This is a genomic window from uncultured Phyllobacterium sp., assembly GCF_902479695.1.
In the GTDB taxonomy this organism is placed as follows: Bacteria; Pseudomonadota; Alphaproteobacteria; order Rhizobiales; family Rhizobiaceae; genus Phyllobacterium; species Phyllobacterium calauticae.
In genome coordinates this window covers 1-13,448 of sequence record NZ_CABSQF010000023.1, presented here as the reverse complement: position 1 = coordinate 13,448, position 13,448 = coordinate 1, and the positions used below count along the sequence as shown (strand labels likewise).

The 13,448-nt window shown below is 60.7% G+C and carries 10 protein-coding genes; 6 read left to right on the top strand and 4 right to left on the bottom strand.

Annotated elements, in window-relative coordinates; all coding sequences use genetic code 11:
- Positions 1-39 precede the first annotated feature (39 nt).
- The gene (locus RDL77_RS14890) at positions 40-660 is read left to right on the top strand and encodes a TetR/AcrR family transcriptional regulator (protein WP_223612636.1); all 621 of its coding nucleotides are present in this window, start codon (positions 40-42) and stop codon (positions 658-660) included.
- Between the two features lie 349 nt (positions 661-1,009).
- On the opposite strand, the gene RDL77_RS14885 is transcribed toward RDL77_RS14890, so the two are convergent.
- Positions 1,010-2,680: a Na/Pi cotransporter family protein gene (locus RDL77_RS14885; RefSeq protein ID WP_288193545.1), complete on the bottom strand. Its 1,671-nt coding sequence runs from the start codon at positions 2,678-2,680 to the stop codon at positions 1,010-1,012.
- Positions 2,681-3,063: 383 nt separating this feature from the next.
- Here RDL77_RS14885 and dnaG point away from each other — a divergent pair, with 383 nt between their 5' ends.
- Positions 3,064-5,034 carry a DNA primase gene (dnaG, locus tag RDL77_RS14880; protein ID WP_288193543.1) on the top strand — a complete coding sequence of 657 codons (1,971 nt, stop codon included), beginning with the start codon at positions 3,064-3,066 and terminating at the stop codon, positions 5,032-5,034.
- A 305-nt stretch (positions 5,035-5,339) separates the two neighbouring features.
- Positions 5,340-7,364 carry an RNA polymerase sigma factor RpoD gene (gene rpoD / locus RDL77_RS14875; RefSeq protein WP_105732097.1) on the top strand — a complete coding sequence of 675 codons (2,025 nt, stop codon included), beginning with the start codon at positions 5,340-5,342 and terminating at the stop codon, positions 7,362-7,364.
- A 142-nt stretch (positions 7,365-7,506) separates the two neighbouring features.
- On the opposite strand, the gene RDL77_RS14870 is transcribed toward rpoD, so the two are convergent.
- Together RDL77_RS14870 and RDL77_RS14865 are read right to left on the bottom strand one after the other, a co-directional pair.
- Positions 7,507-8,031: a TIGR00645 family protein gene (locus tag RDL77_RS14870; RefSeq protein WP_223612639.1), complete on the bottom strand. Its 525-nt coding sequence runs from the start codon at positions 8,029-8,031 to the stop codon at positions 7,507-7,509.
- Positions 8,032-8,161: 130 nt separating this feature from the next.
- Entirely contained in the window at positions 8,162-10,378 is a 2,217-nt protein-coding gene (locus tag RDL77_RS14865) for an OmpA family protein (RefSeq protein ID WP_288193542.1), read from the bottom strand.
- 263 nt (positions 10,379-10,641) lie between these two features.
- On the opposite strand from RDL77_RS14865, the gene RDL77_RS14860 reads away from it, so the two are divergent.
- The 3 genes from RDL77_RS14860 to RDL77_RS14850 all read left to right on the top strand — a co-directional run bounded on the left by RDL77_RS14860 (position 10,642) and on the right by RDL77_RS14850 (position 12,420).
- Positions 10,642-11,106, top strand: a complete 465-nt coding sequence (locus tag RDL77_RS14860; protein WP_223612641.1) for a YcgN family cysteine cluster protein — start codon at positions 10,642-10,644, stop codon at positions 11,104-11,106.
- Positions 11,107-11,223: 117 nt separating this feature from the next.
- On the top strand, positions 11,224-11,577 hold the full coding sequence (locus RDL77_RS14855) for an antifreeze protein (RefSeq protein WP_288193541.1): 354 nt from the start codon (positions 11,224-11,226) through the stop codon (positions 11,575-11,577).
- A gap of 111 nt (positions 11,578-11,688) precedes the next feature.
- Positions 11,689-12,420, top strand: a complete 732-nt coding sequence (locus RDL77_RS14850; RefSeq protein ID WP_374042723.1) for an SIMPL domain-containing protein — start codon at positions 11,689-11,691, stop codon at positions 12,418-12,420.
- A gap of 69 nt (positions 12,421-12,489) precedes the next feature.
- Here RDL77_RS14850 and RDL77_RS14845 read toward each other — a convergent pair whose 3' ends face one another.
- Positions 12,490-13,161: an HAD family phosphatase gene (locus RDL77_RS14845; protein WP_223612643.1), complete on the bottom strand. Its 672-nt coding sequence runs from the start codon at positions 13,159-13,161 to the stop codon at positions 12,490-12,492.
- Between the last annotated feature and the right edge of the window lie 287 nt (positions 13,162-13,448).

The following is a 13,448-nucleotide window of genomic DNA, read 5'->3' as shown; positions in this document are numbered from 1 at the left end:
CAATTAATATACGCAGCGTATGCGAAGGGAATTCACGGGATGCACAGACCCCGGTCTGAAATGATTGCGCAAACGCGGGCCAAGCTGGTTGCCGCCGCGCGAAAGGCTTTTGGCACGGTGGGCTATGCCGATGCGTCCATGGATGACTTCACATCGGCTGTCGGCCTGACGCGCGGCGCCCTGTATCATCATTTTGGCGACAAGAAGGGCCTGCTTGAAGCGGTTGTTGCCGAGATCGATGCGGAAATGGATGCGCGCTTGCTTGCCGTCTCCAGCCGGTCGCAGAGTCAGTGGAAGGGGTTTGTCGACGAATGCACCGCCTATCTGGAGATGGCGCTGGAGCCGGAAATCCAGCGCATCGTGCTGCGCGACGGCCCATCTGTGCTCGGCGACCCCGCCACATGGCCCAACCAGAACAAGTGCATTCTTTCCATGTCGGCCAACCTGAAGCGCTTGAGCGAGGACGGCATCATACGGCCGGGCGATCCCGAGGCGCTGGCACGCTTGCTCAACGGCGCCCTGCTGCATGCGGCGTCGTGGATCGCCAATTCACCCGAACCGGAAGCGACATCGCGGCGGGCGGTGGAAGGCATCAAGGACCTGCTGAACGGCTTGCTGTGCTTTCCCGTCGCCACGCCCGCTTTCGCGTCTGGCCGTTGAAAGGTAGGAATGACGGGCGGTCCCTGGGAACGCGGGTCTTGGGGTATTCTGGTATGCGATGCTTGCGATCCTGGGACCACCCGCCCCGGCGATTTCAGGTCTTGCCTGTTCTGCCTTGTTTCCTCATCGGAAACGCGCACAGCCTCAGCGCAACCTCCTCATCCCGCAGGTTTTTCCTGCGGAACGAAGTGCCGGTCCTTTCCCGACTTGCGAAGGTTTCCGGAAGCATTCCCGCCGGAAAGGACAGGGATGAGAATATCTCGGGTTGGGATGTGGTGGATAAGTTTCAGCCCAATTACTTTTCATCCCCCTCTGTCCGGCAGCCCAGAGGGGGATGAAGAACAATAAATCAGTTGTTCAGCGCGCGCAGGCGGGTGGTGTTGAGCAGGCCCTGCTCCTCCAGCACCGGATAGGCCATGGCGGCCAGCAGCGAGTTGATCTGCTTCAGATCGCGGATGGTATCGAGGTGGATCGAGCTGGTCTCCAGGCTGCGCAGCGTCCCCTCGCGCAGGCGGCTGAAGTGGCGCTGGCTGCTCTGCTTTTCCAGATCGCGCAGAAGATCCTTTTCCAGCACCAGCTGGTGCGCCATTTCGCTGTCGCGCGACACCAGAACGTTGAACGCCATGCGCGCATTGGTCAGGACCTTTGCGTGGAAGTTGCTGAGTTCCAGCCAGCCCTCATCGGTGAATTTCAGCTTGCGGTCCATCTTCTTCTGCACGAGCGCGAGCATGTTGCGCACGATGATGTCGCCGACCTGTTCGAGCTTGACGCAGGCGCCGAGCAGTTCCTGGGCGCGGCTGACTTCCTGCGGCGACAGGGCGCGCGTGGTCAGCTTGGCCAGGTAAAGCTTGATCGCGGCATGCTTGCGGTCGACCTTGTCATCGAGGCCCGACAATTCGTCGATGCGCGCCTGCTCGGGATTCTCGTAGAGACCGATGATCCGCTGCAGCATGATTTCCACGGTTTCGCAGACGCGTACGGTCTCGCGGGTGGCATTGGCAAGGGCAAGGCTCGGTGCATCCAGCACGCTTTCATCCAGCGCGCTGAGCTCGGCCTGTTCCAGCGACGGGGCCTGCGGTGCCGGGGCATTGAGCGCGACGATGGCCTTGGTGGCCTTCAGGACAAGGCCCGACAGCGGCACGCCGGCGAGCAGGATGATGATGTTGAAAAGGATATGCGCATGAATGATCTGGTCGGCCGGCGCCGCACCGAGGAAGGCCACCGACGGCTTGAAGGTGAGGTAGGCGATGAGGATGACAAGGGAACCGGCGCCGCGCATCAGCAGGTTGCCCATCGGCACGATCCGGGCCTGCGGCGCGGCATTGCGGGTCAGCAGCGGTGCGATGAAGGACGAGCCGAGATTGACGCCGAACACCATGACGACGCCGAGTTCCGGATCGATCAGCCCGCGCGAGGCAAAGGTGACCAGCAGCAGGATGGCCGCGATGCTGGAATGGAACAGCCAGGTCATCAGCGCCGCCAGCATGAAGGCGGTGACCGGGTCGGTGCTCAGATAGCTGACGATGACAGGCAGGAGGTCGCTGTTGCGCAGCGGCTCGGTGGCCTGGCCGGTCATCTCGAGCGACAGCACGAGAAGGCCGATGCCGACAAGGATGCGGCCGATCTGGCGCCAGTCGCCGCGCTCGGTCGACATGAAGATGACGGTGCCGGCGAGCAGGCACAGAGGCACCAGCAGGGTCAGATCGAAGCTCAGGATCAGGACGACGAGCGCCGAGCCGACCTCCGCTCCACGCACTGCCATCAGCCCGGAAATGCCGCTGACAATGCCGGAGCCGACGAAGGAGCCGACGAGCAGGCTGACGGCCGTCGAACTCTGCAGGGCGATGGAAAGCATCGTGCCCCAGAGGACGGCAAGGACGGGATTGTGCAGCACGCCGCGCAGGCTCTGGCGCATGCGTTCGCCATAGGCGCGCTCGACACCGGTGCGAACCATGCGCGTGGCCCACAGCAGAAGGGCCACCGCACCTGCGAGATGCAATAAAACTGTCGAACCGTTCACTTGAGCCAATCCTAACGAGGTGGAAAAATGCGGTATACAACCAGACCAATTCTAGTTGCCAATTATTAAGATAACATATCAATCCAAAAGGGGAAAAAATATGTTCCGGCTAAGAAAAATTATGTCGTTTTTGACAAAGTGTAACAGTTTTATGACAGTCTTTGGCTGTGCCGGTAATGATGAGCCGGCTTTTCAATATGCGATCTGATAATTAAATCAAAAAGATAGGATGAGCGGGGGATGACTGGCTTGCAGACCTTTCACCGCCCGCCGATATGATGCAATATGGAGCCGGTTCTGCAGATAGCTGTTGAAACCGTGGAAAATGGAGGCATTCAGGGCGTGAACCCCCGAATCGCCGGATGAAGTGAACGAAGAGCAGCATGCGATTTCCGCCATCCTTTCTCGATGAGATCAGGGAGCGTGTACCGATTTCCAGTGTGATCGGCACGCGGGTGTCGTTCGACCGGAAAAAAACCAACGCGCCGAAGGGTGATTTCTGGGCGTGCTGCCCGTTCCATGGCGAGAAATCGCCGAGTTTCCATTGCGAGGACCGCAAGGGCCGCTACCACTGCTTCGGCTGCGGGGTGACGGGCGATCATTTCAAGTTTCTCACCGAACTCGAGGGCCTGAGCTTTCCCGAGGCGGTGCAGCGCGTGGCAGATATGGCCGGTATCCCCATGCCGGCGCGCGATGCCGAGATGGAAATGCGCGAGGCCAAGCGCGCCACGCTTTATGACGTCATGGACATGGCGACGAAATTCTTCGAAGAGCAGCTGCAGTCGGCGGCAGGCGCCAAGGCGCGGGCCTACCTGCGCGATCGCGGCCTGTCGGCAACCACCCAGCATGCCTACCGGCTGGGTTATTCGCCGGAGAGCCGCAATGCGCTGAAGGAGCATCTGGCGCTGAAAGGCGCGACACGCGAACAGATCGAGGCCTGCGGCCTCGTGGTCTATGGCGATGACAAGCCGGTGTCCTATGACCGCTTCCGCGACCGCATCATGTTCCCGATCGAGGATCTGCGCGGGCGGGTCATCGCTTTCGGCGGCCGGGCGCTGACGCCCAATGCCCCGGCCAAATATCTCAATTCCAACGAGACCGAGCTGTTTCACAAGGGCAAGGTGCTGTTCAACGCCCTGCGCGCCCGGCGGGCCGCGCAGCCGCAGGCGGGGCAGGCCGCCAAGGCCGTTATCGCGGTCGAAGGCTATATGGATGTGATTGCGCTGGCGCAGGCGGGCTTTGGCCAGGCGGTCGCGCCGCTCGGCACGGCGCTGACGGAAGACCAGCTCGATTTGCTCTGGCGCATGTCGCCGGAGCCGGTCCTGTGTTTCGACGGCGATCAGGCCGGGATCAAGGCGGCCTACCGCGCCATCGATCTGGCCATGCCGGCGCTAAAGCCGGGGCGATCACTGCGCTTTGCCGTGCTGCCGGAAGGCAAGGACCCGGACGACCTGGTCAAGGCCTCCGGCCCGCAGGCGTTTCAGGCGGTGTTGGACGATGCCCGCCCATTGGCCGACATGCTGTGGACGCGCGAGACCAGCGGCGGGGTTTTCGACACGCCGGAACGGCGCGCCGAACTGGAATCCCGGCTCAAGCAGATGACGGCGCTGATTGCCGACGAGAATGTGCGCCGCCACTATGCGCAGGATGTGCGCGACCGCATCCAGCAGTTCTTCGGCTCGAACCAGCGCAGCAACAACAATCGGCGCGACGGCGACCAGCGTGGCAATGGCCAGAATGGCTATGGCAACCAGAACGGCTACGGCCAGCGGGGCAGGGGTGCGGCCTCGGGGCGGCTCGCCGTTTCCGACAGTCTTGCCCGCTCGGTGCTGGTCAAGACCACGTCGGCGGCGCCGCCCCTGCGCGAGACTGCCATCCTGATGACCCTGTTCAACCATCCCCGGCTGATCGAAGAGGATTTCGAAACGGTGGTGCGGCTGGAATTCAGCCACCCGGACCTGAAGCGGTTTCATTCCGCCATGCTCAATGCCATGGCCGAGCACCACGTGGTCGATGGGCTGGAAATGCGCAAGGCCATGGCCGAGGCCGGACACGGCACGCTGATCGAAGCGCTCGAGGCCCTCGTGCGGCGCGCCCGCATGTGGACGGCGACGGCGGAAGCGGCGGAAGAGGATGCGCTGGAAGCATTGCGGCAGGCCGTTCACTTGCATCAGCGCGCAAGCACACTACATAAAGAGCTGAAAGTAGCTGAAACCGCGTTGGCGACGGAAACGACCGACGAAAACCTCAACCGGCTGCTCGATATTCAGAACGACATCCGCAACGCCCAGGCGACGGAAGCACTGATCGAGGGCTTTGGAATCCCCTCCGGACGGTCCGGAAAGGGTTTTTGACGAAATTGATTCGCTTTTTTGCCGCGAATCAGTTGAGTCGGGGTTGACGTGGGTCAATAATGACGGAATCAGATTGCGCGGAATTGAAAATATTGGGTTGATGTTTGTAGGTTTGGCTGAAAAACCGGCAAATACGGCAAATATACAATGTGCTCGCCATCGGAATAACAAGGTTAATCCGGCATTAACGGGATTTCGGCTAGTCGATCATTTATTACCTTGACGCTGCAGGGGAACCGGTGCGCCACCGCACTCGTTAGTTCCCATGCATGAACAAAGCGAAACGTCGCTTGGAGACATAGAATATGGCAACGAAAGCAAAGGAAAACGAAGAAGTAGAAGTCGAGCGCGAAGGCGCGCCGGACGGACCGCTTCTCGACCTTTCCGATGACGCTGTCAAGAAGATGATCAAGCTCGCCAAAAAGCGCGGCTATGTGACGATGGACGAGCTCAATGCCGTTCTGCCGTCCGAAGAGGTCACTTCCGAACAGATCGAAGACACGATGGCCATGCTCAGTGACATGGGTATCAACGTTGTCGAAGATGACGAGCAGGATGCGGACGCCGAAGAAGCTGACAACAGCGACGACGAGAGCGATGCCCGCGAGCTTGCCGACGCAACCGGCACCGCCGTTGCACCGACCACGACCAAGAAAGAGCCGACCGACCGCACCGACGACCCCGTGCGCATGTATTTGCGCGAGATGGGCACCGTCGAGCTTCTGTCGCGCGAAGGCGAAATTGCCATCGCCAAGCGCATCGAGGCCGGGCGCGAGACGATGATTTCAGGGCTGTGCGAAAGCCCGCTGACCTTCCAGGCCATCATCATCTGGCGCGATGCCTTGAACGACTCGCAGATTCTGCTGCGCGAAATCATCGACCTTGAAACCACCTATGCCGGCCCCGAGGCCAAGCAGGCTCCGGTGATCGAGCGGGTCGAGGAAGAAAAGCCGGCCGCCGGCAATGACCGTTCGCGCAGCCGCCGCGACGACGACGACATCACCAATGTCGGCGGCGATACGCCCGTTGAAGACGATGATGACGAGGATGATGAAGCCAATCTGTCGCTCGCCGCGATGGAAGCCGAGCTGCGTCCGCAGGTCATGGAAACGCTCGACGTCATCGCCGACACCTACAAGAAGCTGCGCAAGCTGCAGGACCAGCAGGTGGAAAACCGCCTCGCTGCCTCCGGTTCCCTGTCACCAAGCCAGGAACGCCGCTACAAGGAACTGAAGGATCAGCTGATCAAGGCGGTGAAGTCGCTGTCGCTGAACCAGAACCGCATCGAAGCACTGGTTGCCCAGCTTTACGACATCAACAAGCGTCTGGTGCAGAATGAAGGCCGTCTGTTGCGTCTTGCCGAATCCTATGGCGTGCGCCGCGAGGACTTCCTCAAGGAATATCAGGGCAACGAGCTTGACCCGAACTGGCTGAAGGCCGTTTCCAACCTCACCACGCGCGGCTGGAAAGAGTTCACCAAGAACGAAAAAGACACGATCAAGAACCTGCGTACGGAAATCCAGAACATGGCGCAGGAAACTGCGATCTCGATTTCGGAATTCCGCCGCATCGTCAATCAGGTGCAGAAGGGCGAGCGCGAAGCGGCTCTTGCCAAGAAGGAAATGGTCGAGGCAAACCTGCGTCTCGTGATTTCCATCGCCAAGAAGTACACGAACCGCGGCCTGCAGTTCCTCGATCTCATTCAGGAAGGCAATATCGGCCTGATGAAGGCGGTCGACAAGTTCGAGTACCGCCGCGGCTACAAGTTCTCGACCTACGCGACATGGTGGATCCGTCAGGCGATCACCCGTTCGATCGCCGATCAGGCGCGCACCATCCGTATTCCGGTGCACATGATCGAAACGATCAACAAGATCGTCCGGACATCGCGCCAGATGCTGCATGAAATCGGCCGTGAACCGACGCCGGAAGAACTGGCGGAAAAGCTGGCCATGCCGCTGGAAAAAGTGCGCAAGGTGCTGAAGATCGCCAAGGAACCGATTTCGCTGGAAACCCCGGTCGGTGACGAAGAGGATTCACATCTCGGCGATTTCATCGAGGACAAGAATGCGCTCCTGCCGATCGATGCGGCCATTCAGGCCAATCTGCGCGACACGACGACCCGGGTTCTCGCTTCGCTGACCCCGCGCGAGGAACGCGTGCTGCGCATGCGCTTCGGCATCGGCATGAACACCGACCACACGCTGGAAGAAGTCGGCCAGCAGTTCTCGGTGACGCGTGAGCGTATCCGGCAGATCGAAGCCAAGGCGCTGCGCAAGCTCAAGCATCCGAGCCGCTCGCGCAAGCTGCGCAGCTTCCTCGACAGCTAAACCGCAGACAATGCGTTGGAAATGCAAACGGGATGGGTGAAAACCCATCCCGTTTTGCTTTATGGGACCAGCCATCGGCGGAACGGCGCGGGCCGGAAACGAAAAAAGCCCGGAAAAATCCGGGCTCTTTGTTGCATTCGGTTCAGATGGATGGCTCGTTCGATTTCTTCCCGCCTTTGTCCTTGGCCATGATCTTGTCGATATAGGCAAGGAACAGCGCGGAGAAGACGAAGGCGAGGTGGATCACCGTGAACCACGTCAGCTGTTCCGTCGTGTATTTCGTCAGGTTGAGGAACACCTGCAGAAGATGGATCGACGAGATGGCGACGATGGTCGATGCCACCTTGATCTTGAGCGAACCGGCATCGATCGTGCCGAGCCAGTGCACGTCGTCGGCCTGGTCAAAGCGGCTGACGAAGTTTTCATAGCCGGAGATGATGACCATCACCACGAGGCTGGCGACCAGCGCCGCATCGATCAATCCCAGCATTTTCAGGATCGTTTCGGTTTCGTCGAGGCTCGTCACCTTCATGACGAAATCCAGCAGCTTTCCGGCAAAGGAAAAGGCATAGATGGCAAGCGCAACGGCAAGCCCAAGGTAGAAAACAACAAGCAGCCAGCGCGACGCCAGGATGATGTTTTCGATGAATATTTCGATACGTTTCATAAACAGCAGGGTCCGATTGATCTCATGCATCAGATAGCGATGCGGACGGCGAACTCAAGACAAAACCACCGGCCGTCACAAAAAACCCGGACCGAAGTCCGGGTTTTCGCATGACGGCCTGCGGATCAGGCTATTTGCTGGCCAGCGGCTGCACCAGCGGGGTGATGCGGCGGATGGCGACGCGGCGGTTCTGCTGTTCGGGACCGTCGGTCTTGATCTTCAGGTAGCGTTCGCCGTAGCCCTGTGTCGCCATGTTTTCCGGCGGGATGCCGAAGACATTGGTCAGCGCCTGGGCAACCGATTCCGCCCGCTTGTCCGACAGCACGAGGTTGGCCTGATCGGAACCGACGGCGTCCGTATGGCCTTCGATGAGGAAGGTTTCCGCCGGGTTCTTCTTCAGGATCTCGGCCATCGCCTTGGCAACGCTGTCGAGATGCGGGATCTGGTCTTCGGTGATATCAGCCGAACCGAACTTGAAGGTGATGGTGTCCAGATCGATGCGGCGGACCTTGTCGCGGATACGGGCCGAGCGCTTGACCTCATCAACCGAATAGATGCGTTCGACGCGTTCCACCGGCGGGCGGGAGAAGAAGTCATAGACGTCGGCTTCCGGCACCTGATCGGCATCGAGGATGTAGTCGGCAATCGGGATATCGAGCACCAGCGGCGGCAGGTCAAGGCCGGGATCGCGCCACTGATAGCGTTCCTCGCGGTCGTAATCCGGCGTGTAGCTCAGGAGAACCTCACGCCCGTCGGGCATGACGCGCGACCGCTGGATCACATCGCCATAGCGGTTACGGATCGTGACGACCTGGACGCCATTGTCGCGCACGATGGTTTCGCGGGTGCGGTTGCGCGGCAGGTTCTCGTAATAGACATCCTGCGCATCGCGCGACATGCGCGGACGGTCGGAGCTTTCCACGAAGATGTTGTTGTTGACTTCGACAATCGTGCGGTTGTCGATCTGCTTGATCACCTGCACGTCGGCCGGGCGCTCCTCGCGCGGCGCCTGCTTGATGCGGGTGCCTTCCTCGGTGCGGATGGGCTCGATCCTGACAGGGACAAGCGCCTTCTGCACGTCCGCATCGTTCTTCGGCGGCGGTGCTGGCGGCGTGGCCGGGGCCTGAACGGCGGGCTGCTGGACAACCGGCGTTGCACCGGCCGGCTTGCCGGCGGCCTGGCCGCCCGTGCCCTTGGCTGGCGGCGCGGGTTTCTGGCTGTCGAGCACCGGCGCGGCATTTTCCGGCAGCGGCGATGGTTCCTTCGGTGCGGGCTTTCCAGCCTCGACAGGGGTTGCGGGCTTTTCGCCTGCTGCGGGTTCGGTGACGGGCGCGGGTTTTTCTGCAGCGGGTTTTGCCGCGGCAGGCTGTTCGGCAGCCGGCTTCTGGGCTTCGACGGGTTTGGCCGGCTTTTCGCCTGCTGCCGGTTCGGTGACGGGCGCGGGTTTTTCTGCAGCGGGTTTTGCCGTGGCAGGCTGTTCGGCAGCCGGCTTCTGGGCTTCAACGGGTTTGGCTGGCTTTTCGGCCGCTGCCGGTTCGGTGACGGGCGCAGGCTTTTCTGCAGCGGGTTGCTCCGGTGCGGGCTTCTGCGGCTTGGGCTGTGCCGGCTTTTCGGCGGGCTGTTCAGCGGCCGGGGCTTCCTTGGCGGCCTTGTCGGCTGCCTTCTGCGTGGCGTCGGCCTTCTTGCGCGTCTCGTCTTCTGCAGCCTTCTTGGCCTGTTCAGCCTCTTGCGCAGCAGCAGCCTTGGCAGCCTGCGCATCTGCGGCGGCCTTTTGCTTGGCCTCTGCTTCCACGGCTTTCTGCTGTTCGGCGGCTTTCTGTGCCTCGGCCTGGGTGGCGCGCTTGGCCTGTTCGGCTTCCTGGGCGGCGGCCTTTTCGGCGGCCTTGGCAGCCTGCGCCTCTTCAGCCGCTTTCTGCTTGGCCTGGGCTTCTACGGCCTTCTGCTGCTCGGCCGCCTTCTGCGCTTCTTCCTGGGCGGCACGCTTGGCCTCCTGGGCGCGTTCGGCTGCCTGTGCTTCGGCGGCGTGCGCAGCCTCGTCGGCGCGCTTCTTGGCCTGTTCCTCCGCCTGTTGCTGGGCGTGGGCGGCGGCAGCAGCCTCCTTTTCGGCGCGTTGCTTTGCCTCTTCGGCGCGGGCGGCGGCTTCGTGCTCCGCTGCCTTTTGCGCTTCTTCCTGCTGCTTCTTCGCCAGCTCTGCAGCCGGATCCGCTGCGGCCTGGGCCATCAGCAGCGGTGCTTCATTGGTGTTGGAGGAGATGTAGGGGCGAGGGAGAGGCGACTGCTCCGCCATCGCCGAGGGCGAGGAGAACAGGATTGCTGTCGAAGCAAAAAAGAGCGCTGTACGTTTCATTGTCATCCCTGTCTTGCGTTTCCTTCCTTGGAAACACGTCAAATGTTTGTGACCGGAGGTTGTGCCAGCTTTGTGGCAGCCGATTGTCCGTCGCGGTCTTCTCACCAGATTCCTTGAGCCTCACACCGGTACATGTGTGATCCTGCCTGAATCCGATTACAGCAAGATTGCACGGGCGCGCCTGTATCCGATGTGAAGGCACCGTTCATCTTGCGTTCATGCAAAACTCTGGACGCGGCGTTGCGGTCGATGTATTGCAACGCATGCCCAAAGAACCATTCTGGAAAACCAAGACGCTCGACGAGCTGAACCGCTCGGAGTGGGAGAGCCTGTGTGACGGCTGCGGCCGCTGCTGCCTGCACAAGCTCGAGGACGAAGACACGGAAGAAATCTATTTCACCACGGTGGCCTGCACCCTGCTCGATGCGGGGACCTGCCAGTGTTCGGACTATGTGCACCGCAAGAAGAAAGTTCCCGATTGCGTCTTCCTGACCCCGGAGATCGTGCGCGAGGTGGACTGGCTGCCCGATACCTGCGGCTATCGTCTGATCGACGAGGGAAAAGACCTGTACTGGTGGCATCCGCTGGTTTCGGGCAGCGTGGACACCGTGCACGAGGCGGGCATTTCAGTGCGCGGCAAGATCACCGCCTATGATCATGACCTGAAAACGGACGAAGATTATTTCGACCATATGATGATGGCGGAATCGTCTTCTTCGGAAAATTAGTCCTACTGAACGGGAGATGAACGGCGCGTTGAAGCTTTGTTCAGGTGAATAGTGGAACAAACGATCACCTTCCGGACTTTCCCGTCCGGAGCAACAACCAACAAAGGAGAAACGCCCATGTCCCGCATGTCCATCAAGATGCTCGCTGTGACCGCTGCTCTCGGGCTCGGTTCGGTGTTCGGCGTGAGTGCCGCCTCGGCAGCGCCGCTGGCATCGTCCATGGCTGATGCCGCCGGTCCGGTGTCCAATGTCGTCAAGGTCGATCATCGCTACGGTCACCGCTATCATGGCGGCTATCGTCCCGTCCGCGCCTGCAGCGTCAACCAGGCCCTGAACAAGGCAAGCCGCATGGGTATCCGCAACCCGCGCGCGGTTGTGAACCGCAATGCGGTCCGCGTCACCGGCTGGCGCCATGGCCATCGCTCGGCGGTTGTCTTTGCCCGCGCACCGGGCTGCCCGATCATCCGCTGATTTCATCCGCACACGTAATGCACGCGTAGGGCGAAAGTTGTATCTTTCGCCCTATTGCGCCCATAATCGGCTGCGACGCAGCTGTGTCACTTCATCTTGGGGAGATCATCCATGACACCAAAATTTCTAGCCGTGGCTTTTGCCGCAACCGCAATGATGGCCGTTCCTTTCGCTGCCATGGCAGAGGAAGCTCCGCGCCCGCGCATTACGGTGACCGGGGAAGGCGAAGCCACTGCCGCGCCTGACATGGCTATCGTTTCACTCGTCGTGCTGCAGGAAAAGCCGACCGCACGGGAAGCTTTGACCGCCAACAACGAGACCATGGCCAAGGTTCTCGACGCGATGAAGAAGGCCGGAATCGCCGAGCGCGACCTGCAGACATCGGGTTTCAATATCGATCCGCGCTATGTCTATCCGGACAACAAGCAGGGCCAGCCGCCGCAGGCACCGAAGATCGTCGGCTATGCCGTCTCCAATTCGCTGTCCGTGCGGGTGCGTGACCTGAAGAAGGTCGGCGAGATTCTCGATCAGTCCGTCACATTGGGCGTCAACCAGGGCGGCAACCTGACATTCACCAATGACAAGCCGGAGGCAATTGTCGAGGAAGCGCGCAAGAAGGCCGTGGCCAATGCCATTGCCAAGGCGAAAACCCTGACGGCGGCGGCTGGCGTTGAAATGGGCAAGGTCATCGAGATCAGCGAACAGACGTTCCAGCCGCGCCCCTATGGCGGTGCACCGCGCGCCAAGATGATGGCGGCCGAAGCATCCGATTCGGTCCCGGTGGCTGCCGGCGAGAACAGCTACAATGTCACGGTCAACGTGACGTTCGAGCTGAAGAACTAGGATTGGCTTGAGATCAGGTGAAAAGGGTGCCGAAAGGCACCCTTTTTGTTTGTATGTGCACGCTGCCGGTCAATCGTTGGCGGCGCGCATCCAGTAGGAAATGTCCTTCCAGTCGGCGAAGACGGCGCTTGCACCCTTGTCGAGCAGGGTCTGGGCGTGGGCCGTGTAGGTGTGGCCGCCGCCGGTATAGCCGATGGCCGTCATGCCCGCCGCCACGGCGCCTTCGACACCATAGGGCGAATCCTCGATGACAACGCAGGCCGATGGTTCGTGGCCCATCTCGCTCGCGGCATGCAGGAACAGGTCCGGGGCGGGCTTGCCGCGCTTGACCATGGACGAGCTGTAGATCGCTTCGCCGAAATATCCGGCAAGGTCCGTGGTTTTCAGGCTGAAGTGAATGCGTTCCAGCGACGATGACGAGGCAACGCAGCGGGGCGTTTGCAAGTCCGCGAGCAGGGCGGCAATTCCGGCGGTCGGCTGCAGGAACTGGCTGAAGACCTGTTTTGTCTCGGGCCACAGCCCGGCCTCACCCGCGTCGGACAGGTGAAAGCCGGTCAGCTCGCCGATTCGCCGGATGATATCGGCCTGCTTCATGCCGACGCACTGGGCAATGGTGCCTGCGGGCAGGTCCATTCCATGGCTGGCATAGACGTTGTGATAGGCCAGTTCCGCCAGCGGTTCGCTGTCCACAAGCACGCCATCGCAATCAAAAACTATCAGATCGAACCTGTTTTGCGGCATTTCCATCTCTCTTCAAAGCCTGCGTTCCATGGGTCGACGCAGTAGTTACGGGATCATCGTTATCATCCTTATAATGCACATAGGTCTTGACTAAAATACAAATGTTCAATATTCGAGTGGCAGGATAAGAATGGTTTCCGGCATCGCATCGGAAGTCTTTTGAGGAGCGTTTTGGTATGGCGAGCAATGTAGCATTGACGGGATTGGCGCGGGACATGCAGGCGCGGGCGGATGCGGGCCGTCCGATCCGCATCGGGCTGATCGGCTCGGGCGAGATGGGCACGGAC

What these genes read in the sequence shown, in the direction of transcription:
- RDL77_RS14890 (WP_223612636.1), top strand. Translation starts at nt 40, where the DNA reads ATGCACAGACCCCGGTCTGAAATGATTGCGCAAACGCGGGCCAAGCTG.
- dnaG (WP_288193543.1), top strand. Translation starts at nt 3,064, where the DNA reads ATGCGATTTCCGCCATCCTTTCTCGATGAGATCAGGGAGCGTGTACCG.
- rpoD (WP_105732097.1), top strand. Translation starts at nt 5,340, where the DNA reads ATGGCAACGAAAGCAAAGGAAAACGAAGAAGTAGAAGTCGAGCGCGAA.
- RDL77_RS14870 (WP_223612639.1), bottom strand. Translation starts at nt 8,031, where the DNA reads ATGAAACGTATCGAAATATTCATCGAAAACATCATCCTGGCGTCGCGC.
- RDL77_RS14865 (WP_288193542.1), bottom strand. Translation starts at nt 10,378, where the DNA reads ATGAAACGTACAGCGCTCTTTTTTGCTTCGACAGCAATCCTGTTCTCC.
- RDL77_RS14860 (WP_223612641.1), top strand. Translation starts at nt 10,642, where the DNA reads ATGCCCAAAGAACCATTCTGGAAAACCAAGACGCTCGACGAGCTGAAC.
- RDL77_RS14855 (WP_288193541.1), top strand. Translation starts at nt 11,224, where the DNA reads ATGTCCCGCATGTCCATCAAGATGCTCGCTGTGACCGCTGCTCTCGGG.
- RDL77_RS14850 (WP_374042723.1), top strand. Translation starts at nt 11,689, where the DNA reads ATGACACCAAAATTTCTAGCCGTGGCTTTTGCCGCAACCGCAATGATG.
- RDL77_RS14845 (WP_223612643.1), bottom strand. Translation starts at nt 13,161, where the DNA reads ATGCCGCAAAACAGGTTCGATCTGATAGTTTTTGATTGCGATGGCGTG.